Consider the following 23,260-nt stretch of genomic DNA (forward strand, 5'->3'; position numbering starts at 1 on the left):
GAAGTAGGAGGAAAAATGAGAGTTAAAAATTCAATAATTAATATATCAGCCGGTATAGGTAGTCAAGTTATTATTACGTTACTAAGTTTTGCTTCCAGAACCATATTTATTACTTATTTAGGTGTTGAGTATCTGGGGGTAAATGGATTATTTACTAATATATTAGGAATGTTATCTTTAGCTGAAGCAGGAATAGGATCTGCTATCATATATAATCTATATAAACCAGTGGCAGAAAATAATCAGGATAGAATCAATATGCTTATGAATTTTTATAGAAAGGCATATATGGCAATAGCTTTAATAGTATTGTTACTAGGATTACTTTTGTTACCTTTTCTTGGATATATCGCTAAAGATGCAAAGGTAGACAATATTCATTTTATTTATATTATATTCTTAATTAATACAGCTTCATCTTATCTATTTTCTTATAAAACCTCATTTTTAAATGTTTGTCAAAAGGGATATATTGTTACAGGGATTTATTCTATCTCATCTATTATATCTACTTGCATTAAAATAGGAATTTTATACTTTACGCATAGTTATATTTTATATCTAATAATCGATATTATTATAACAATCAGTACCTCTGCGTTCTTGGCTATATTGGTAGATAAGATGTACCCATTTTTAAAAAATAAAGCAGCAAGCAAATTAGATAGTGAAACCAAAAATAATATTGTTAAAAATGTAAAGGCTTTAGTGCTACATAATATAGGAGGATATATTGTCTTTGGTACTGATAACATGTTAATTGCGTCTTTTGTCAGTGTTACAGCTGTTGGATTGTATTCAAATTATTATATGTTAATTAATATTTGTAGAACCTTTATAAATCAGATCTTTGATAATATTAATCATAGTGTAGGGAATTTGGTTGCAAAAGAAAGCGATGAAAAAATTTATAGCATATTTAAGATTACTATGCTTTGTAATTTTTGGATATACTCATTTTTTTCCATATTTTTATATATTATAATACAACCCTTTATTACTTTATGGATTGGTTCGAAATTTATTATGGATATAAGTGTATTAATTATATTAATGATAAATTTTTATGTATCAGGAATGAGACGTTCTATATCTATGGTCAAAACAACATCAGGGATTTTTCATGAAGATAGGTATGCGCCCTTTTTAGAGGCTGCCGTGAATCTGGTGGCTTCTATTGTCTTGGTGCAATATATGGGCATAACAGGTGTTTTTATTGGAACACTTATAAGTACACTAGTGGTTCCATTTTGGATTGCTCCTTATTTAGTATATAAGAAAGTATTCCGTAAACCGGTTAGGGATTATTTTTTAAAATATACTTACTATGTGATGATAGGGCTAGGAGCTTGTGTTATCACAAGTTTAATATGTGGTCTTATTCCGTATAATGGATTACTAGAATTAATATTAAGAGGGATGATTTGTTTAATAATTCCAAATGCTATTTATGTATTTGTTTTTTATAAGACAGATGAATTTAAGTATTTATTTGGAGTTGTTAAAAGTATAATGGGAAACCTGAGGGTGAAAATTCAGTCAAATAAAAAGGGCACTTTTTAATTTGAAATCTACATTTCTATAATCCCGTTACTGACCCAATCCATCGAACACCAGCGCCTAATGAATTGACACAAAATTATAATGCTTTAAAGTAAGAGCAAGTAAATAAAAGGAAAGTATTAAGAATCTTTTAGAAATGAAACACCACTATGTTCTGTTGAATATGGTGGTGTTCTTATTACTGAGTATTTTAATTAAATATTTTGCATGACATGTCCTTAAATAAAAAAGTAAATCAATTCGTTATTTTTCAACTATGAATGGGACTGCTTTTTATGAAGATAGAAGTTTTAGGCAGTTATGGAGTAGAGGTTAATACATAAACCAAATTAGGAGTATGATTATATATGAAAAGACTTTTCGATTTGTTCGTTTCTTTGTCATTATTGGTGTTTCTTTTACCTCTTATTATAATAGTGGCTGTTTTAGTTAGAATTAAGTTGGGTTCCCCTATCATATTTAAGCAGCAACGCCCGGGATTGCATGGTGTCCCTTTTTTTCTTTATAAGTTTAGAACTATGACTGACGAGAAGGATAGTGAGGGGAATGTGTTGCCCGATGATGTAAGGTTTACCCGTTTCGGAGGGTTTCTGAGAAAATATAGTTTAGATGAATTGCCACAGTTGTTTAATGTTATAAAAGGGGACTTAAGTTTGGTAGGTCCAAGACCGTTATTGATGGAGTATTTGGAACTATACACAGAAGAGCAGGCCAAGCGACATAATGTCAGACCAGGGATTACGGGATGGGCCCAAGTAAATGGCAGAAACGCGATTTCTTGGGAGGAAAAATTTGATTTTGATGTATGGTATGCAAAAAAACGGACTTTTTGGCTTGATATGAAAATTTTGTTGTTAACGGCAAAGAAAGTATTTAAGTCAGAAGGAATCAATCAGGTTGGGCATGTAACTGTGGAAAAATTTAATGGTACAAAGAATTCTTGAGGAGGTGAGATGGATGCGAATAATTATGATTGGGGCAGGTGGTCATAGTAAAGTAATCCGAGATATTATCCTATCATATGGAAATTATGAAATCATTGCGCAATTAGATGATGTGTATAAAGAGTTAAAAATTGAGGATGGTGTTTATTTTGGACCTATTTCTGCAGCTGTAAAGTTAATGGATGAGCATGTAGATACAAAGTTTGTGATAGCTATAGGGAATAACAGAACAAGAAAGATAATTATGGAGCAGTTAGAGATTCCCAGTCATCGCTATGCGACTCTTATACATAAACAATCTATTGTTAGTTTAAGTGCAAAGATTGGAGCTGGTACGGTTATTATGCCAGGTGCAATTGTTAATGCAGATGTTGAAGTTGGGAATCACGTTATTGTCAATTCAGGCGCTATTATTGAACATGATAATAAGGTAAATGATTTTGCACATATTTCCCCCAATGCAGTGCTTACAGGATCCGTTACTGTAGGAACAGGAGTACATATAGGAGCAGGAGTTAATGTGATTCCAAATATTACAATTGGCGATTGGTCCGTTATCGGTGCCGGAGCAACAGTGATCTGTGACATTGTAGCGAATTGTAAGGCAGTTGGCATTCCAGCTAGAGTAATAAAAAAAGAATTATAGGAGAGTGTTTAAAGTGGTATACTCACAGGAAAAAACAAGAATCTATCTCTCCGCTCCACATATGAGCGGTAATGAACAAAAATATATAGGGGAAGCATTTGATATGAATTGGATTGCTCCACTTGGTCCAAATGTAGATGCGTTTGAAAGTGAACTTTCATCCCATGTTGGAGTTCTTGATGCGGCTGCAGTTAGTTCAGGAACCTCTGCTATCCATTTGGCACTTCGCTTACTGGATGTAAATGATGGAGATACGGTGTTTTGTTCAAGTCTTACTTTTATAGCGAGCGCAAATCCAATTTTATATTTAGGGGCTAAACCAGTATTTATTGATTCTGAGCTTGAAACGTGGAATATGTCGCCACAAGCTTTAGAACGTGCATTACGTGATGCAAATGAGAAAGGAATACTTCCGAAAGCTGTCATTGTTGTAAATTTATATGGACAAAGCGCTAAAATGGATGAAATTCTTTCGTTATGTAATGAATATGATATCCCAGTGATAGAAGATGCGGCAGAATCGCTCGGTTCTTCCTATAAAGGTAAAGAAAGCGGGACATTCGGAAAATTTGGTATTTATTCGTTTAACGGCAATAAAATCATTACAACTTCAGGTGGAGGCATGCTTGTTTCAAATGATGTCGAAGCATTGAGAAAAGCAAGATTTTTAGCTACTCAAGCAAGAGATCCGGCTCCACACTACCAACATAGTGAGGTTGGATATAATTATCGTATGAGTAATATTTTAGCAGGTGTAGGTAGAGCACAGCTGCAGGTCTTACAAGAGAGAGTACATGCAAGAAGACGAATATTTGATAGATATTATCAAGAATTATCTCATATTCCAGGGATACAGTTTATGCCTGAGTTAGAGGATACTTATTCAAACCGGTGGCTTACAGTTCTTACTGTAGATGAAGAAAAAACAGGAGTACCGATTCAGGCATTACTGAAACAACTGGAAAATGAAAACATTGAGGCGCGTCCTGTTTGGAAGCCTCTTCATATGCAACCTTTATTTGAAGATGTAATGTATTATCCGCATAGTGAGAGTGAGGATGTTTCTAGAAAATTATTTGCAACAGGCGTATGTCTTCCGTCTGGATCAGGTATGACAGAAAAAGATCAGACAAGAGTTATTACATGTATTAAGAATATATTGATGGTAAGTGCTGGTATGTAAAGATAAAAAATAGAAACAGCTTTAATTAAGAAGGGTGTTAATGAACTAGGAGGATTTAATATCTCATTCAGTGCTGTTTTTGTGAAATCTCATTTTACTGAAAAAAATTTTCTTTGAATGAAAGTCACGGCAATCCCTATAAAGAGTGAAATAGTAAGCGTACATAATCTTGTGGTAAATGCGAATGGTATTTTTTATTAGTGGTAAACGCATATTATATCATCCCCTTTGTGAAAATGGTATAAATATAAAAAGGTTATTCTCCTGTTTCGATTAAAGAAGCAGGAGAATAAAGTAATAGAGAACATAACAAGTGAAAAATCAACTTTAATTAGTGGGTTAATAATAAATTATATAAAATATCATAGCACAGAAATTTTAAAAATATAAAAAGATGAAAATTCTCCTGTGTATTTGTAAGATATAACGTTTATCCTGCTATTTATGAGCATTAAGAGCACTACCTTAAGATTTTAGGGAAACTTAGAAGATAGATGGAATGTTCGTAAAAGCTCGATTGATGAGATTAATAGTCGGTAGGGATGTAAAGCCTCCTACCGATTAAAGTTGTACTGTATTATTTGTTCTTACAGTTACTAAAAAAGATACATAAATATTCACTTTCTTGAGTATATAGATACTTGACAATTTAATAGTGAAATGGTAATCTGAGTTTATATTCTTTATAAAGAATATAAACGTTTTATCGATATATTAAATTCAGTGATTTTTATTTATATAAAATTCAGATGGTAATATTTTGATTCGAATTAAGAAAATCACACCTTTGTTCTTTTTTGAGAAAATTAAAATGCAAGGGTTTACAATAGGATAGGTAGCCTGGAAGCTTGAATACTTCAACTGAAAAAGATTTAAGGCTATAAAATTGGGTTTTAAAATCTGTTATGCGTAAACGAGGTAGTTCGAGGAAATGGTTTTCTAGTATATTAATAACATTTTTTTGATATATCTAGTAATTTACTTATCCATCGGGTTTTCCCTTAATTGTCTCGTAGTGGGAGGAAAAAATGAGTGCAATAACCGGAATTTATCATTTAAATGGAGAACCGATACCGCCTGAACATAGGATTGGAATCATGAAAGATTTATCTCGTTATCCAGGTGACAATACCGATATATGGCACAAGGAAAATATTTTTTTTGGCTCCCATGCAAAATGGATAACATCTGAATCTATTAATGAACAATTACCCTACTATGATTATGAAACACAGTTGGTTATAACTGCTGATGCTATTATTGATAATCGCAATGAATTATTCGATAGATTGCAAGTAGACAAGGTACATAGAAGAGAGATGCCTGATAGTAAGTTGATTTTACTCGCTTATCAAAAGTGGGGAGAGCATGTACCAAAGTATCTAATTGGTGATTTTGCTTTTATGATTTGGGATGAGAGAAAGCAATTGCTCTTTGGTGCACGTGATTTTTCAGGAAGTCGGACTTTTTACTTTTACCGCAATCAAAATCAATTTGCTTTTTGTACTAGCATAAAACCGCTGTTTTCTTTACCGTACGTTGGGAAGGAATTGAATGAGCAATGGTTAGCTGAATATTTAGCGATACCTAATATGCTTGATACAATAGATGCATTTTCAACAGTGCATAAAAATATAGAGCAAGTCCCGCCTTCTCATACTATCTCCGTAGTTAAGGGAAGAGTTAGTATTGCGAAATACGACACGTTATTTGTAGAGGAGCAGTTGCAACTCAAATCAAATGAAGATTATGAAGAGGCGTTCAGGGACGTATTTGAAAGCGCAGTAACATCAAGGTTACGTACTCATCGTAATGTTGGTTCTCATTTAAGTGGGGGATTAGATTCAGGAGCTGTTGCTAGCTTTGCTGCGAGAGCCCTGCAAAAAGAGAACAAAAAATTATATACATTCAGCTCGGTACCTGCGGAAGGGTTTACTGATTGGACTCGTGGTCATACGATTGCTGATGAAAAGCCATTTATTCAAACTACAGTACAACATGTAGGGAATATTAAAGGGAATTATTTGAATTTTCCGGGAGAAAATTCTTTCTCAGAAATTGATGATTGGCTTGAGATTATGGAGATGCCATATAAATTTTTCGAAAATTCTGTCTGGGTGAAAGGAATTTATGAAAAAGCTCAACAACAAGGGATTGGGGTGCTCTTAAATGGAGCGAGAGGAAATTTCACAATCTCTTGGGGGCCAGCTTTAGATTATTATGCGATTTTACTTAAAAAGTTCAGCTGGTTGCAGCTTTATCGTGAAATTGATTTGTATGGTAAGAACGTTGGGGTCAAAAAATCGAGAATACTGAAAGTTGTAGGGGAGAAAGCATTTCCATCGATAAAAAACATGTTTTCCTCAGAACAGCAATACGAACTGCCAACGTTAGTTAGTCCAGAACTTGCCAAACGTACTGATGTATTTAGAAAGCTTGAAGAACATGGTGTGAAAGTAACAGGGGCCTCTATCCCAAATATATATGAAATAAGGCAGAAACATTTTGAACAGCTAAACTTGTGGAATACAACGGGTACAAGTGGAACAAAGCTCTCCTTGCGTTATGGTTTACAAGGGCATGATCCAACGAATGACTTACGGGTAATTCGATTCTGTTTATCGTTACCACTCGAACAATTTGTTCAAAATGGCTTAAATCGTGCACTTGTCCGGAGGTCCACAAAAGGATTTCTTCCTGACAAAGTAAGGTTAAATCAGCGTGTGCGGGGAATACAGGCAGCTGATGTGGTTCATCGCATGATTCCTTCATGGAAAATGTTTATCGAGGAACTTCAGCAGCTTAGTAAAGACCCAGTGGCCTCTAACTTTTTTAATATGGAGATTATTAAGAGCGCGATTTTGAAAATTCAAGGAGAACCACGAGTAGAATACGTGTTTGATCCAGATTTTAGAATTTTAATGCGTAGTCTTATTGTCTATCGATTTATCAAAAAATATATTTGAAAGGGGGTGAAATTATGAAACAAGAATGGCAATCACCAGTATTAGAAGTACTTGATATCAACATGACAATGGCTGGACCTGGAAAGAGACTTGTTGACCAAGTTTTTGAAGATGAGGATGAGCAAGGCGCTCTTCACCACAGCTAATGCACTAATATTTAAATGAGATTTATATGCTTTACAGCCCTTATATAGTTTAATTACGGTATAAGGGTTTTTTTTAATCAATTTTTCAACTATTTGGAGTGAGAAAGATGATACATACTGTAAAGAAAGAGATTTACAAAGCCTTCGGATTAGCCCTATTAAGTGAGATTCCCCTGCCGGAATTGCCTCAAGTAAGTAATTACGAAAATGAAGTAGACGTAAAAATAGAAACTGCAGATTTGTCCCAATTATGGGGAGAGTTATCTTCTCCGAAGTCAGTGTTTGTAGTTGAAGAAGAATTAATTATGTTTCAAATCCCCGAAACTGCTACGTTTTGTATTAAAAATGGAGAAAAAATCATTGTTTCACCTATGAAAGGGTCTGATCAAGATAAGATTCGGCTTTATATTCTTGGGACTTGTATGGGGGCATTGTTGATGCAGAGAAAAATACTCCCTCTGCATGGAAGTGTAATAGCCATCAATGGAAAGGCGTATGCTTTTGTAGGAAGATCAGGAGCTGGAAAATCAACTCTTGCATCAGCCCTTTTAAGCAAAGGCTATGAGCTTTTAAGTGATGATGTAATTGCTGTGTCTCTTTCTGAGGATAATATTCCTTTTGTTACACCATCTTACCCGCAACAAAAGTTATGGAAAGAGAGTCTTGATCAGTTTGGAATGGAGACAGCGAATTATCAGCCATTATTTGAAAGGGAAACTAAATATGCTGTCCCCGTTACAGCTAACTTTTTCGAGGAACCATTACCATTGGCAGGTGTATTCGAATTAGTGAAAGTAGAAAATGGGGATGTTGAACTTCAGCAGATTGAAGGACTGGAGAGACTACGCACATTGCTACGTCATACATATAGGAATTCATTAATCCCACGATTGGGGATGATGGAATGGCATTTTATGCATTCAACAAATATCGTAAACAAAATAGATATGTTTCAATTGAGACGTCCTATTTCAAAGTTTACGGCACATGATTTAGTATCCAAAATTCTAGAGTCTTTAAAAGAGGAGGAAAAATAATGAATAGTAAACAAACAATTTCATTACACAGTTTTGTTGTACAAGGTCAGGAAAATGTAGTGAGCGATATGGATGGGGAGAAAGTGATGATGAGCATCCATAATGGGAAATACTATAACTTAGGAGGTATAGGTGGTGAAATTTGGAGTTTAATTAATGAATTAATATCTGTCAATCAAGTGATTGATATATTATTGTCTCGATATATGATTGAAGAGGCAGAATGTAAGGAACAAGTACTCTCTTTCTTAAATCATTTGTATGCAGAAGGGTTAATCTCGGTTGATGAAAAACTTTGATTTTTAATTGAACGTTCCAGATTTAATAGATTAGGAGTAGGACCGATGAATATCATAAATAAAGCCAAAGCTTTCTTGTCGTTCGATATGGGAACAAAATTATTACTTATAGAAGCTTTCTTTTATTTAGGCTGGGCTCGTATTCTTAAAAGTATACCGTTTTCTAAAGCTGCTCCTATATTAGGAATTCATATGGCAGAAACGTCTTTAAGCTATGATGAATCGGAAAAGATTACGTTAAGGAAAATTTCTCAAGCAGTGCATATGATGAGCCGTTATACATTTTGGGAAAGCCAGTGTCTCGTTAAAGCTATCGCTGCAATGAAAATGTTGGAGAAGCGTCAAATTGAAAGTACCCTTTACTTAGGGACCGCGAAAGATGAGACGGGAAATATGATTGCCCATGCGTGGTTACGTAGCGGGCCCTTTTATATTACTGGCGTAGAAGAAATGAAGAGATTTACCGTTGTTGGTAAATTTGCAAAAAGGATAGGGTAAAAAAATCTTGAAGGAGAATGAGATGTATACCGGTTGTAATCTTGATTTGAGTCATTTACCTAAAGAACTAAAATTGTTACTTGAAATTATAAAGAAGGAAGATAAAGAGATACAAGAAATCCCGGGAGACTGGTTCATAAATATTGATTGGAACAAATTTTTGAAACTGGCGCTGCATCATCGCATGTACGCGTTCATTTATCCAAAAATGAAATCTATTGATAAACAGTTAGTTCCATCAAATGTTGTGCAAGTATTAAGTACATATTTTAAAAGGAATACATTCCATATGCTTCATTTAAGTGGAGAAATGGGAAAAGTAAGTAAATTATTTGCTGAAAACCAACTTCAACTTCTATTTTTGAAGGGCCCTATTCTTGGCACAGACCTATATGGAGATGTTTCCCTTCGAACATCAGGGGATCTGGATGCCCTTGTTCCTATAGATGATCTTGGAAAAGTGAACGAATTACTTGTAAAGAATGGTTATGTCAAAGAGGATGATTTTCCGACGGTTATGAATGAATGGAAGTGGAGACGCCACCATACAACTTACATGCATCCGATAAGTAAGGTGAAATTGGAGATTCATTGGCGACTACACCCAGGACCGGGAAAGGAACCACACTTCGATGAGTTATGGGGGCGAAAGAGGACGAGTCCTGTCACAAATTATCCTGTCTATTTTTTAGGTAGAGAGGATTTGTTTATGTTTCTTGTGACTCATGGGACTAGGCATGGTTGGTCCAGGCTTCGATGGTTAACGGACATTGACCGTATGGTAAGGAAAGAAATAGATTGGGAAGAACTCACTGTTATGTTGGAAAGATATGGATGCAAACAACTGGTAGGTCAGGCGCTTATTTTATCTTCTGAGCTTTTAGATACTCTTATAATAGCGGAAGAGGCAAAAGTATTAATGTCAGGGAGAAGGGTAACGCAATTAGCGCAGCTTGCTATATATTACTTGGAAAATATGATTAACTTGCATACAGATCCTGTCCCAGAAGAAGTTTCAAAATATCATGAGCGATATTTATATTTGTTAAAGACAAGCTCTCAAAAGCTACTGTTTCATCTTAGTTGGTTGTATCCTTATCCTCAGGATGTGGAAACTTTACCACTGCCAAAACAACTGCATGTTTTATATTTCCCTTTGCGACCGGTTTTATGGATTTGGAGGGAAATGAGGTACCGTAAGGAGAAGTGAAAATGAGAAATATTTTATATTTTACAAAGCGGTTATACTCTTTTACTGGAAACATTCTCATTGTTAATCTCATGGGAATGGTATTAGTCAGTCTTGTAGAAGGAATCGGCATTTTATTATTAATTCCTATGATAAGTATTAGCGGTATTGCGAAGATGAATGAACAGACAAGTCCTCTTTCAGGGGTTCTTGGATTCCTAGGTGAGATTCCAACTACTTTAGGATTACCACTTGTATTAGGAATATATATTATATTGGTCGTGGGACAAGCGCTTTTGCAAAGGAATATAACAGTTCGTAATGCGAAAATCCAGATACGTTTTATTAATCATTTGAGATTGGAAACTTATCGTGGATTGTTGCAGGCCAACTGGAGTTTTTTTGTGAAAAAGAGAAAATCAGATCTTATCAATTCTTTGACAACGGAATTAGGGCGTGTTAGCGCAGGCACTAATTTATTTTTACAGTTGCTCACTTCTTTAATGTTTACATTTATACAGATTGGTTTCGCTTTTTGGTTAGCGGCAGATATAACAATTTTTTTACTATGTTGCGCTGTGGTACTTGCCTTTCTTTCACGAAGATTTATTAAAAAATCAAAAAGATTAGGTGGTCGAACCTCAGAGAATTCAAAAGCGTATCTTTCAGGTATAACTGATCATTTTAATGGAATTAAGGATATTAAGAGCAATACACTAGAACGATCTCGTTATATGTGGTTACGTAATTGGGTAGAAGATGTGGAACGTGAACAGTTTGCATATGTTAAGGTGAGAAATAATTCTCAACTCTTTTATAAAATTGCATCAGCTGTTTTCATTGCTATTCTTATCTTTCTATCTGTTCAGCTGTTTCAGACGAAAACAGAGCAATTATTATTAATTATTCTTATATTTTCTCGTTTGTGGCCACGATTTGCAGGTATACAATCAAACATGGAACAAATTGCAGCGAATCTTCCCGCTTTTAAAGATTTGCTGCAATTACAGGCAGAGTGTAAGAAAAGTATAGAATTGCAAGATATAGAGCAGGATAATGATTGTATAAATCCTATGCAGATAGAACAATCTATTGAGTGTCAAAATATCTCTTTCCGCTACAATAAAGAAAATGCCGTGTACTCACTTAAAGATATTAATTTGCGTATTCCTGCAAATTGTATGACAGCTATCTCAGGACGTTCCGGTGCTGGAAAGAGTACATTAATTGATATCATAATGGGACTTATGCAGCCGGAGAGCGGTCAGTTATTAATAGATAACAAACCGTTGACAAGTAAGGACCTATTATCATTGAGGAAATCTATTAGCTATGTTCCTCAAGATCCATTTCTATTCAATGCCAGTATAAGAGACAATTTGAGAATGGTTGAACCAAATGCAAGTGAGGAGCAGCTTTGGGAAGCTTTGGAATTTTCTGCTTCCGCTGAGTTTGTTAGCAGGCTCTCGCAAGGATTGGATACACTGATTGGCGATAGGGGAGTCAAACTTTCAGGGGGAGAACGACAACGTCTTGTTCTGGCTAGAGCAATACTTCGAAAGCCTTCTATTTTAGTATTAGATGAGGCAACAAGTGCATTAGATGCTGAAAATGAAGCGAAAATACAAGAAGCATTGGAAAGATTGAAAGGAAGCATGACAATTATTGTCATTGCACATAGACTATCTACTATACGTAAAGCTGACCAAGTAATTGTAATGGATCAAGGACAAATTATTCAACATGGTAGTTTCACACAACTGGCAAAAGATGAAAGTGGTTTATTTAGTAGTCTACTTGGACAACAGGCTAAGGTAAACATTTAAATATGACTAGTCACAATTATTTTTTATAAATTTAAGGAATACACTGCCTTTATTTCTTTCGGGCCGGTAACACAATTTGATTATTTATGGTTTGGGGGATAATTGGTATTTGTGTACTGGTCTTTTTATGGAAATATGAGCTTAATTTAATTGTGTGACCAGTAAAAAAATTAGAAATACTTTGTGTGTCTTATTAATATACCATCTATATACATGTATAAATATTCGTGTTATAATTTAACATGGAACCTGATTTTATTTATACCATATAACAAAAAGCAGCGAGGCCCCTTGTCCTTAGGACTAGAGGTCTCGCTGTTTTTTGTATATAAAGGTTTATTAGTGTAGTTGTGATAATATATTTTGAAGCGCCTTGTAGACATTTTTATGGTCAGTGATTAATGAGAGGTAGTGCCTAATGAATTGTTGGTATTTTGAATTGCTACTAATTTTATATAAGTAATTAAGAAGGGAAACGATTTGAGGAGATGAAAGAGAGATAGTGAAGAATATTATATAAGTATTTCTTTTTATTTCATTTGAATTTTTCTCTCAAATACTCCGGAATGCCTTATTTAACAGATAAACAAGGGAAAGCAACAATTTCTTATTAGTTATATTCTATTTTTATATATCGTTAAATAGATTTATAAGAATTTATATGTATTATTGGATATTTATATAAAATGTAAATGTATCTTTTGTGATGATATTTTATAGGATTTTTATTAAAGGCTAATCCACGAAGATTTATTTTTTTATAAAGCATAGTGTTCTGGATTGCGAATCTTAATTTCTAGATATGCTATTTAAGATAATATAAGAAAAATGAAGAAATTTGCAGAAATTTGTAGAAAATTAAGGGTATGATGGTAAAAAGGAGTAAATATTAAATTTTTCTTTCTTATTTTTGTCCTTTATAATGAGTTATGAATACGACATATGAGGGAAATAATGTATATTTCCTCTCCCTAACTTTGATATACACCTTTTTCCAACCTCCGTGTTAATTGCTATTATTTTGTTATGCCGATTAGCGAAGGGAAAAGGGTGTATCTTTTTTAATAGTCCTAATAGATATTTTGGGTAGAAAGCATTTCTTGTTTTTCGTGACAAAAACAATGGAGAATGGGATAATAAGGACAGTGCGTTGGTGGTATGACCAATTTGGTATATAAGGAGAGAATGATATGCTAGATATTCAACAGATTAAAGAAATTATTCCACATCGTTATCCATTTCTACTAGTCGATCAAATTTTAGAAGTAGAAGAAGGAAAGCATGCGGTTGGGATTAAAAATGTAACGGCAAATGAGGAATACTTTAATGGACACTTTCCAGATTATCCTGTGATGCCAGGTGTTCTAATTGTAGAAGCATTAGCGCAGGTGGGTGCTGTTGCGGTACTGAAGAAGGAAGAAAATCGCGGTCGCCTTGCATTCTTTGCTGGCATTGATAACTGCCGCTTCAAACGTCAAGTTCGCCCAGGTGATCAACTTCGCCTAGAAGTCGAAATGACACGTGTCCGTGGACCGATTGGAAAAGGAAAAGCAGTAGCAACTGTAAATGGTGAAATCGCTTGTGAAGCTGAAATCACATTTGCAATTGGTGATAAAAAAGAATAAAGATTTGTTAACATAACTTTACGTTGGAAGATGAATGAAGAGAGTATGGTCATTCATCTTTTTTATTGTTATTGAAGCGAATTATGAAGAAATGGACGAAGGGTAAGAGGATTTGTTGATAGGTAAGTTCTCTTACTCTTAAACAAACGTTTGATTAAAAAATATAGGGGACTTTCGAAAAAAAGTTTATCAACTAAAGTCTGAAAAAGATGTTGAAAAATTAATAATGGTAAGATTTTTATAAACAAGGTAGTATAAATACACAGATCAATCAATGGTATATTCACTAGTAATACTAATAATACCCATATATCGACAGTATATAGCAAATGAAAACCTATATATTAAAAACCGTGTCGAAATTCGTCAGATTCGGCAGTATAATATTTGTCAATTCCTCTAACAATTTTCTCAACAATTCTTGCTATACTAATGTAAGTTCTGTAATATGTTAAATAGTTATTTATCACTAAACAGCTTTAGGGCTAGATACCAGATTTTTGTTGTCAGCCTAAAACCTGACAATTTATTTATTTTCAGAAGTTTTTATAACAAATTATTGAAAGCTGGAGGAAGGCATGGAAGAAACAATAAGTTTGAAAGAGTTATTTGCTATTTTAAGAAAACGATTAGTTATGATCCTTGTAATTACGATTGGTGCAGCACTTGTAAGCGCGATCGTAAGTTTCTACTTTATAACGCCGATTTATCAGACTTCGACGCAAATTCTTGTTAATCAAAAGAAGCAAGAAGGTGTTTTTCAACCTGGTGAAGTACAAACAAGTCTTCAATTAACAAATACATATAAAGTTATTGTGAAAAGCCCAGTTATTTTAGATCAAGTGAAAGAAAAGTTAAAGCTTAACATGTCAACTGGGGCTTTAAATAGCAAAATTAACGTCGCAAACGAGAAAGATTCACAAGTGATCGCTGTTACTGTACAAGATAAAGATGCAAAGCTAGCTCGTGATATCGCAAACACAACAGCGGAAGTATTCAAGAGTGAAATTGCAAAAATCATGAGTGTTGATAACGTAACAATCTTATCAAAAGCAGAAGTAACAGAAGGACAGTCACCAATTAAACCAAATAAGATGCTGAACGTAGCAATTGCATTTGTTGTTGGATTAATGGCTTCTGTTGGAATTGCATTCTTACTAGAGTACTTAGATAACACGATGAAAAAAGAAGAAGATATTGAAAAACAACTTGGTATACCAGTTCTTGGCGTCGTTTCTCATATGGAGGAAGATGGCACAAAGAGCGGTAGTTTATCAGCAACGAAGAGAGTAGGGGGTCATACAATTGGTTCTTAAGAAAAAAATATTACGTGCTCGCCGTCAGCTGATTGCATATGAACAACCAAAATCATCTGTGTCAGAGCAATACCGAAATATACGAACAAATATTGAATTTGCATCTGTTGATAAGAAGATTCGTTCTCTTATCGTAACATCTGCGAATCAAAGTGAAGGAAAGACAACAACGGCTGCTAATATTGCAATTGTTTTCGCACAACAAGGCAAGAAAGTATTACTTATCGATGCAGACTTACGTAAACCAGCATTACATCAAATGATGCAAGTGGATAATATATTTGGCTTAACAAGTGTATTAACACGTAGTAATACACTAGAAACATGTGTGACACAAACGAAAATCGGTAATTTAACATTTTTACCATGTGGTCCAATCCCACCAAATCCAGCGGAATTACTGGGTGCAAGCTCGATGAAAGATTTACTTTCAGAAGCTTTTGGCACGTATGACCTTGTCATTTTTGACACATCACCAATCTTACCAGTTACAGATGCACAAATTATGGCAAATCAATGTGATGCTTCTGTACTTGTTATTCGAAGTGGTGTAACAGAAAAAGAGGCGGCACTTAAAGCAAAACAATCATTAGATAGCGCAAAAGGTACATTACTTGGCGTTATCTTAAACGATAAAGAACAAAATGGATCCGAATATTACTATTACGGTTCTAACTAAATACAAAAGAAGGAAAGGTGAACATTCATCTTTTCTTCTTATATTCAGTATGTGAAGAATACGTGGAGAGAGGATGAAATAGAATGATTGATTTACATTGTCATATCTTGCCTAATGTCGATGATGGAGCACAATCAATCGAAGACAGCATTGCAATGGCAAAGGCAGCATGCGAAGAAGGAATTCATACAATCGTTGCTACTCCTCATCACCAAAATGGGGTTTATATGAATCTAGCAGAAAGCATTCTTCATCAGGTAAAGCAGTTAAATGAAAGATTAAAAGAAGAGGATATCAATTTAACCATTTTACCTGGTCAAGAAATCAGGTTGTACGGAGAGTTATTAGAAGACTATGATTCGGGGCGTATTGTTACATTGAATCGTACGGATAAATATATATTAATTGAATTTCCAACAAACCATGTCCCGCGCTATGCAGAAAAAATGTTATATGAATTACGTGTGAAAGGGATCACGCCGGTTATTGTTCATCCAGAACGGAATATGGAAATTATTGAACGCCCCGATGTGTTGTATAAGCTCGTCAATCAAGGGGCACTAACACAAATTACCGCAGGAAGCGTCACAGGAAAGTTCGGAAAGAAAATCAAGAAGTTTTCATTGCAACTTATTGAGCATCATTTAACACATGTCATATCATCAGATGCTCATAACACAACAACGCGCTCCTTTCACTTGCAAGCTGCGTATGAAACAGTAGAGAAAACATTTGGGAGTTCTACATTGTACGACTTCAAGGAAAATACATATGAACTAATAAGTGGAAAAATGATTTATCGAGAAGAGCCCGAGAAAATAAGACAAAGAAAAATATTCGGTCTCTTTTAAAGAGAAAACCACTTGGTGATGCCTCCTAACCGTTATCAATGGGGGCACTCGGTCGTGCTGTGGGTAGAGTAAATTTCTACCTTAGACGCGTTTGTTGTCAAAAGCATGGTGTGAGGCTGGGTTAGATGCCCATAATTTATTTATGATAGAAACTCTACCTATGGAGTTATAAATATGACTCTATAGGTAGGTTTTTTTATTATTGTTATATACAAATATATATAAAAATTTGGGGGTACTGATTTGAAAAAAGTAAGGAAGGCAATTATTCCAGCTGCTGGACTGGGAACAAGATTTTTACCAGCGACGAAAGCGATGCCGAAAGAAATGTTACCTATCGTTGATAAACCGACGATTCAGTACATTGTAGAAGAAGCAATTGAATCTGGCATTGAAGATATTATTATTGTAACTGGAAAAGGAAAACGTGCAATTGAAGATCATTTTGATCATTCTTTTGAACTGGAACAAAACCTTTTAGAAAAAGGTAAATATGAAATGCTTGAAAAAGTACAAGCATCTTCAAAGATTAATATTCATTACATAAGACAAAAAGAACCAAAAGGATTAGGTCACGCAGTATGGTGTGCTCGTAAATTTATTGGGAATGAGCCATTTGCAGTATTACTTGGTGATGATATCGTACAAGCTGATACGCCATGTTTACGTCAGTTGATGAATGAGTACGAGGCAACACATTCGTCTGTAATTGGTGTGCAAACAGTACCGGAAAATGAAACGCATCGTTATGGAATTATTGATCCAATCACGCAAAATGGTCGTCAATATCAGGTGCGCCGATTTGTTGAAAAACCAGCACAGGGAACAGCACCATCTAATTTAGCAATTATGGGGCGTTACGTATTAACACCAGAAATCTTCATGTTCCTTGAAGACCAACAAACAGGTGCAGGTGGAGAAATTCAATTAACAGATGCGATTCAACGTTTAAATGAAATTCAACATGTGTTTGCATATGATTTTGAAGGTACTCGATATGATGTTGGGGAAAAATTCGGATTTATTAAAACAACGATTGAGATGGCACTTCAAAACGAAGAATTGAAATTAGACTTGATGAAGTATATAAAAGAACTTGTAAAAAAAGAAGAGGTACATTCATAAGAGAATGTCCTTTTTTATTATCAATAAGATGTGAATTATATAAAGAAGGGAACAGGTATATTGAGTTATCGAAAACGGCTCTCATTATTAATTTTATTAGATTCATTTATTGTATTAACCGCCGTATATTTAAGTTATTGGTTCATACATCCGAATGTATTAGGTAAAATTCCCACGACAGTAATTATTAGTTCTATTACATTATTGTGTAGCCATCATATTTTTGCTGCTATTTATAAGCTTTATAACAAGGCGTGGGAGTATGCAAGTATTGGGGAATTAATACAAATATTTAAGGCGATTACGCTATCTATTCTAGTAACAGCAATTGTTCAACAAATTATAAATCATGATATTTATGTTCGAATTTTAGCTATGGCATGGATGCTACATTTGTTATTAATAGGTGGTTCTCGTTTTGTATGGCGTATGTTCCGGGATACGTATATTGCAAAAGCGGCAGATAAAAAACGAACATTAATCATTGGTGCAGGTTCGGCAGGAACTATGGTGGTGCGCCAATTACAACATAATAAAGATGCAGACTTATATCCAATTGCTTTTGTTGATGACGATAGAAATAAACAAAAATTAGAAATTTATAACGTTCCTGTTATTGGTACAACAACTAACATTAAAGAAATTGTAGAAGATAATGATATAGAACATATCATTATCGCTATTCCTTCTTTAAGTAGAAATCAAATAAATGAAATTTTTGAGAAGTGTAGAAAAACGAAGGCAAAGACTCAAATTGTACCGATGCTTGAAGATCTTCTAGATGGTACAGTTTCTGTTAATGAATTCCGGGATGTACAAGTGGAAGATTTATTAGGTAGGGAGCCAATTCAATTAGATGACGCGGGCATCGGGGAAAAGATTGCAGGTAAAACGATTTTAGTAACGGGTGCGGGCGGATCAATTGGATCAGAAATTTGTCGTCAAGTGATGAAGTATAATCCTGCAAAAATTGTTCTTTTAGGACATGGTGAAAATAGCATTTATACTATTGAAATGGAAATGCGAGTTACTTATAAAGATGCAGTGGAAATTACGACAGAAATTGCTGATATTCAAGATCGACATAAAATCTTTGAAATAATGAACAAGCATCAACCATATATCGTATATCATGCAGCTGCACATAAGCATGTACCTTTAATGGAACGTAATCCTGAAGAGGCTGTAAAAAATAATATTTTTGGTACGAAAAATGTTGCAGAAGCGGCTGATACATTTAAAGTAAATACGTTCGTAATGGTTTCTACAGATAAAGCGGTAAATCCGACGAATGTAATGGGAGCTACAAAACGATTTGCGGAAATGATTGTCCAACATATGGCATCCATTAGTACTGGTACACGTTTTGTTGCAGTTAGATTCGGTAATGTTCTTGGAAGTAGAGGAAGTGTAATCCCATTATTCAAGAAACAAATTCAAAAAGGTGGACCTGTAACAGTTACTCACCCTGATATGATTCGTTACTTTATGACAATACCGGAAGCTTCAAGATTAGTTATTCAGGCTGGAACACTAGCTAGAGGTGGAGAATTGTTCGTACTAGATATGGGAGACCCAGTAAAGATTGTTGATTTAGCTAAAAATTTAATTACTCTTTCAGGGTATTCAATTGAGGAAATTGGAATTGAATTTACTGGATTAAGACCAGGTGAAAAAATGTATGAAGAGTTATTAAATGAAGGTGAAATTCATCCGGAGCAAATATTCCCTAAGATTCATATAGGAAAAGCTGTTTTAATGGATCAAGAGGTTTTAAGACAGTTTATGAATGATTTTGAAGAAATCAGTAAAGAGGAAATAAGAGAACGATTATTAGAAATTGCCAATAATAAAGTTAATGTTAAACATTAATTTAAGGGAAGGAAGTTTTTTAAATGAGAAACAGAATATTTCTTTCATCACCACATATGAGTGATGAAGGTTATGAAATGCATTATGTTAAGGAAGCTTTCGATACAAATTGGATTGCACCACTTGGGGAAAATGTGAATGGATTCGAAAAAGAATTAGCTATGAAAGTGGGATCTAAGGCAGCGGCAGCACTATCTTCTGGAACAGCTGCAATTCATATGGCATTAAAAGCAGCGGGAGTAGGGAAGGGGGATGTTGTTTTTTGTCAAACACTTACATTCTCAGCTACTGCAAATCCTATTATTTATCAAAATGCTATTCCTGTTTTTATAGATAGCGATTATGAAACTTGGAATATGTGCCCTAAAGCATTAGAAGAGGCTTTTAAAAAATATCCAAATGTAAAGGCAGTTATAGTAGTTCACCTTTATGGGCTTTCCGCAGATATGGATAAGATTGTTGAACTTTGTAAAAAGTATGGCGTTACTTTAATTGAAGATGCTGCGGAGTCTTTAGGAACATACTATAAAGGTAAACATACGGGAAGCTTTGGCGATTATGGTATTTTCTCTTTTAATGGAAATAAGATTATCACTACTTCTGGTGGTGGAATGCTCGTTTCTAATGATGAGGAAAGAATTTCAAAAGCAAGATTTTGGGCTACTCAAAGTAGAGATCAAGCAAGACATTATCAACATAGTGAATTAGGTTTTAACTATCGTATGAGTAATGTAGTTGCCGGAATCGGTAGAGGACAGCTTAAAGTATTAGATCAAAGAGTTCAGAAGAAAAGATACATATTCGAGTTTTATAAGAGAGAATTAGGAAATCTTGAAGGTATTGAGTTTATGCCTAGCAATGAATGGAATGAACCAAACTATTGGTTAAGTTCTATGACTTTGAACGGCAAGATTCGACCGATTGATGTGATGGAAGCTCTTGAAAAAGAAAATATTGAATCTAGACCAGTGTGGAAGCCAATGCATTTACAGCCATTCTTTGAAAAATATGATTTTGTTGGGACAGATGTATCAGAGAAGCTATTTGAGAATGGTGTTTGCTTACCAAGTGATACGAAAATGACAGATAAAGATTTAGATAGAGTCGTGAAAATTATTAAAGGGTTGTGGATAGCGTAATGAGGAGTTCTAAAGTTGGCATCTATAGACGGTTTATAAAAAGACCGATGGATTTTATGCTGTCTTTAATTGCTATTGTAGTGCTTAGTCCAATATTTATTATAGTTGCTTTTCTTGTAAAAACAAAATTAGGTAGTCCAGTGTTGTTTAAGCAAGAGCGACCAGGATTACATGGGAACATTTTTAAAATGTATAAATTTAGAACAATGACCGATGAAAAAAACGAAGATGGTGAGCTGTTACCTGATAGTATAAGACTTACTAAGTTCGGTGAATTTTTACGTTCGACATCACTTGATGAATTACCTGGGCTTTTTAATATTTTTAAAGGTGATATGTCAATTATAGGACCAAGGCCTTTATTAGTTCAGTATTTACCACTATATAATGAACATCAAAAGCGTCGCCATGAAGTTAGGCCTGGATTGTCAGGGTTAGCACAAGTTAACGGTCGGAATGCTATTAGTTGGGAAGAGAAATTTAATTACGATGTAGAGTATGTAGATAATGGAAGTTTCACTACAGATTGGAAGATTATCCTTTTAACAATTAAGAAAGTTTTTATTAGAGAAGGAATTAATTCAGAAACTGCTGCTACAATGGAACCATTTAATGGGAATGGAAAAGGAAGTATAAGGTTATGAAAAAAAAACTTCTTATAATAGGGGCTAGTGGCCACGGAAAAGTTATAGCCGATATCGCACTGAAAATGAATAAATGGCAGAGTATTGCTTTTTTAGATGATAAAGAAAATGTAAAATCTTCAATGGGAATAGAAATAATTGACAAATCAGCAAGTGTCTCAAAGTATATAGATGATTACGATTTTTTTGTTGGAATTGGTAATAATGTCATACGAGAGAAAATCCAGAGGCAACTTGAGACTGAAGAGGCGAGTATCCCGGTATTAATTCATCCGAGTGCAATTATTGGGGAACAAGTTTATTTGGAAGCAGGAACTGTAGTTATGGCAGGAGCTGTGATTAATTGTTGTACTAAAATCGGAAAAGGGTGCATTATTAATACTGCTTCTACGGTAGATCATGACAATGTAATTGAGGATTATGTTCATATATCACCGGGGGCACATTTGGCAGGTACGGTCAATATTGGGCGAGGTACTTGGTTGGGAATTGGTAGTATCATAAGTAATAATATTAATATTACCGGTGGTTGTAGGATTGGTGCAGGAACTGTTGTTGTTAAGGATATAACTGAATTAGGAACTTATGTTGGGGTTCCATCTAGGAGATTATAGAATGAAAAAGGTTTTAATATTAGCAAATAACGATGTCGGTTTATATAAATTTAGAAAAGAGCTTATACAAGAGTTAGTGAAAGAATATAAAGTTTATATTTCACTCCCAGGTGGTGAATTTATACATCAATTAAAGGAAATAGGATGTGAGTTCATTAATACACCAATCAGTAGAAGGGGTACTAATCCAATAACTGATGTAAAATTATTTATGAATTATAAAAAAATTATTAAAGAGGTTAAACCTGATGTGGTGTTAACCTACACAATAAAGCCTAACGTATATGGCGGTCTAGCTTGTAGGATGGCAGGTATTCCTTATGTATGTAATATTACTGGTCTTGGAACAGCGGTAGAAAATGATGGGATATTACAAAAAATCACTTTATTTCTATATAAAAGCGCCCTAAAAGACGCGACATGTGTATTCTTCCAAAATGAATCAAATAAAAACTTTTTTAGTACAAAAAGGGTTGTTAAGGGGGAATCAAGATTAATACCAGGATCAGGTGTTAATCTTGATTATTATCCTATACTGGAATATCCATTGGATAAAGAGGTTAATTTTTTATTTATTGCTCGTGTAATGAAGGAAAAAGGTATTGATCAATATTTAGATGCTGCTAAATACATAAGAGAGAAATACCCAAGTACTATATTCCATATTTTAGGATTTTGTGAAGATGAATATGAAGAAAAATTAAAGATACTGCAGGAAAAAGGGATAATTCAGTATCATGGAATGCAAAGTGATATCAAGGAGTTCCATAAAATTTCTCAGTGTACTATTCATCCTACATATTATCCAGAAGGTATGTCTAATGTATTACTCGAAAGTGCTGCTTGTGGAAGGCCTATTATTACCACTGATAGAAGTGGCTGTCGAGAAATTGTTGAAAATGGAGAAAATGGTTTAATTGTCAAACAACAAAATAGTCAGGACTTAATAGAAAAAATAGAGCGCTTTTTAAGTATGGATTGGCAAGATAAAAAGAACATGGGCTTAGCAGGTAGAAAGAAAGTTGAAAAGGAATTTGATAGAAATATTGTTCTGAATGCCTATCTAGACGTAATAAACAGTGTACAGAAATAATTATA

At 34.4% G+C, this 23,260-nt stretch carries 21 protein-coding genes; all 21 read left to right on the forward strand.

The features are described 5' to 3' along the window. Positions 1–15 precede the first annotated feature (15 nt). The 21 genes from MR065_RS16095 to MR065_RS16195 all read left to right on the forward strand — a co-directional run bounded on the left by MR065_RS16095 (position 16) and on the right by MR065_RS16195 (position 23,255). Positions 16–1,563, forward strand: a complete 1,548-nt coding sequence (locus MR065_RS16095) for a lipopolysaccharide biosynthesis protein (RefSeq protein WP_242214355.1) — start codon at positions 16–18, stop codon at positions 1,561–1,563. Between the two features lie 347 nt (positions 1,564–1,910). Continuing rightward, positions 1,911–2,507 carry a sugar transferase gene (locus tag MR065_RS16100; RefSeq protein ID WP_107887177.1) on the forward strand — a complete coding sequence of 199 codons (597 nt, stop codon included), beginning with the start codon at positions 1,911–1,913 and terminating at the stop codon, positions 2,505–2,507. Positions 2,508–2,520: 13 nt separating this feature from the next. Continuing rightward, on the forward strand, positions 2,521–3,153 hold the full coding sequence (locus MR065_RS16105; RefSeq protein WP_242214356.1) for an acetyltransferase: 633 nt from the start codon (positions 2,521–2,523) through the stop codon (positions 3,151–3,153). Between the two features lie 13 nt (positions 3,154–3,166). Continuing rightward, positions 3,167–4,336 carry a DegT/DnrJ/EryC1/StrS family aminotransferase gene (locus tag MR065_RS16110; RefSeq protein WP_313895164.1) on the forward strand — a complete coding sequence of 390 codons (1,170 nt, stop codon included), beginning with the start codon at positions 3,167–3,169 and terminating at the stop codon, positions 4,334–4,336. 1,028 nt (positions 4,337–5,364) lie between these two features. Continuing rightward, positions 5,365–7,302 (forward strand): lasso peptide isopeptide bond-forming cyclase, encoded by a 1,938-nt coding sequence (locus MR065_RS16115; RefSeq protein WP_071769864.1) that lies wholly within the window; start codon positions 5,365–5,367, stop codon positions 7,300–7,302. Between the two features lie 14 nt (positions 7,303–7,316). Then, complete coding sequence (locus MR065_RS16120; RefSeq protein WP_000808480.1) at positions 7,317–7,448, forward strand: paeninodin family lasso peptide; 132 nt, start codon at positions 7,317–7,319, stop codon at positions 7,446–7,448. Positions 7,449–7,555: 107 nt separating this feature from the next. Further along, complete coding sequence (locus MR065_RS16125) at positions 7,556–8,485, forward strand: aldolase (protein ID WP_242214357.1); 930 nt, start codon at positions 7,556–7,558, stop codon at positions 8,483–8,485. Continuing rightward, positions 8,485–8,784, forward strand: coding sequence for a lasso peptide biosynthesis PqqD family chaperone (locus tag MR065_RS16130; RefSeq protein ID WP_016130930.1), 300 nt, complete (start codon positions 8,485–8,487; stop codon positions 8,782–8,784). Before MR065_RS16125 ends, MR065_RS16130 begins: the two co-directional genes overlap by 1 nt. Positions 8,785–8,829: 45 nt before the next feature. Further along, a complete protein-coding gene (locus MR065_RS16135) occupies positions 8,830–9,282 on the forward strand; it encodes a lasso peptide biosynthesis B2 protein (RefSeq protein WP_001021513.1) in 453 nt (150 codons plus the stop codon). 22 nt (positions 9,283–9,304) lie between these two features. Beyond that, positions 9,305–10,492, forward strand: coding sequence for a nucleotidyltransferase domain-containing protein (locus MR065_RS16140; RefSeq protein ID WP_242214358.1), 1,188 nt, complete (start codon positions 9,305–9,307; stop codon positions 10,490–10,492). Positions 10,493–10,494: 2 nt separating this feature from the next. Next, positions 10,495–12,297: an ABC transporter ATP-binding protein gene (locus MR065_RS16145; protein ID WP_242214359.1), complete on the forward strand. Its 1,803-nt coding sequence runs from the start codon at positions 10,495–10,497 to the stop codon at positions 12,295–12,297. 1,190 nt (positions 12,298–13,487) lie between these two features. Further along, complete coding sequence (fabZ, locus tag MR065_RS16150; protein WP_242214360.1) at positions 13,488–13,922, forward strand: 3-hydroxyacyl-ACP dehydratase FabZ; 435 nt, start codon at positions 13,488–13,490, stop codon at positions 13,920–13,922. A 578-nt stretch (positions 13,923–14,500) separates the two neighbouring features. Beyond that, positions 14,501–15,238, forward strand: a complete 738-nt coding sequence (locus MR065_RS16155) for a YveK family protein (protein WP_242214361.1) — start codon at positions 14,501–14,503, stop codon at positions 15,236–15,238. Next, positions 15,228–15,917 (forward strand): CpsD/CapB family tyrosine-protein kinase, encoded by a 690-nt coding sequence (locus MR065_RS16160; protein WP_071743882.1) that lies wholly within the window; start codon positions 15,228–15,230, stop codon positions 15,915–15,917. Before MR065_RS16155 ends, MR065_RS16160 begins: the two co-directional genes overlap by 11 nt. 83 nt (positions 15,918–16,000) lie before the next feature. Beyond that, entirely contained in the window at positions 16,001–16,768 is a 768-nt protein-coding gene (locus tag MR065_RS16165) for a tyrosine-protein phosphatase (RefSeq protein ID WP_071743883.1), read from the forward strand. Positions 16,769–17,011: 243 nt separating this feature from the next. After that, complete coding sequence (galU, locus tag MR065_RS16170; protein ID WP_098216071.1) at positions 17,012–17,893, forward strand: UTP--glucose-1-phosphate uridylyltransferase GalU; 882 nt, start codon at positions 17,012–17,014, stop codon at positions 17,891–17,893. Between the two features lie 60 nt (positions 17,894–17,953). Beyond that, positions 17,954–19,765 (forward strand): polysaccharide biosynthesis protein, encoded by a 1,812-nt coding sequence (locus MR065_RS16175; RefSeq protein WP_242214362.1) that lies wholly within the window; start codon positions 17,954–17,956, stop codon positions 19,763–19,765. Between the two features lie 23 nt (positions 19,766–19,788). Beyond that, positions 19,789–20,904, forward strand: coding sequence for a DegT/DnrJ/EryC1/StrS family aminotransferase (locus MR065_RS16180; RefSeq protein ID WP_242214363.1), 1,116 nt, complete (start codon positions 19,789–19,791; stop codon positions 20,902–20,904). After that, entirely contained in the window at positions 20,904–21,548 is a 645-nt protein-coding gene (locus tag MR065_RS16185; protein WP_277927434.1) for a sugar transferase, read from the forward strand. Before MR065_RS16180 ends, MR065_RS16185 begins: the two co-directional genes overlap by 1 nt. Beyond that, positions 21,545–22,162, forward strand: a complete 618-nt coding sequence (locus tag MR065_RS16190) for an acetyltransferase (RefSeq protein ID WP_242214364.1) — start codon at positions 21,545–21,547, stop codon at positions 22,160–22,162. Before MR065_RS16185 ends, MR065_RS16190 begins: the two co-directional genes overlap by 4 nt. Position 22,163: 1 nt before the next feature. Then, positions 22,164–23,255 carry a glycosyltransferase family 4 protein gene (locus tag MR065_RS16195; RefSeq protein ID WP_242214365.1) on the forward strand — a complete coding sequence of 364 codons (1,092 nt, stop codon included), beginning with the start codon at positions 22,164–22,166 and terminating at the stop codon, positions 23,253–23,255. Positions 23,256–23,260 lie beyond the last annotated feature (5 nt).

Origin of the sequence: Bacillus cereus group sp. BfR-BA-01383, assembly GCF_022663495.1 — a bacterium.
Classification (GTDB): domain Bacteria; phylum Bacillota; class Bacilli; order Bacillales; family Bacillaceae_G; genus Bacillus_A; species Bacillus_A cereus_AU.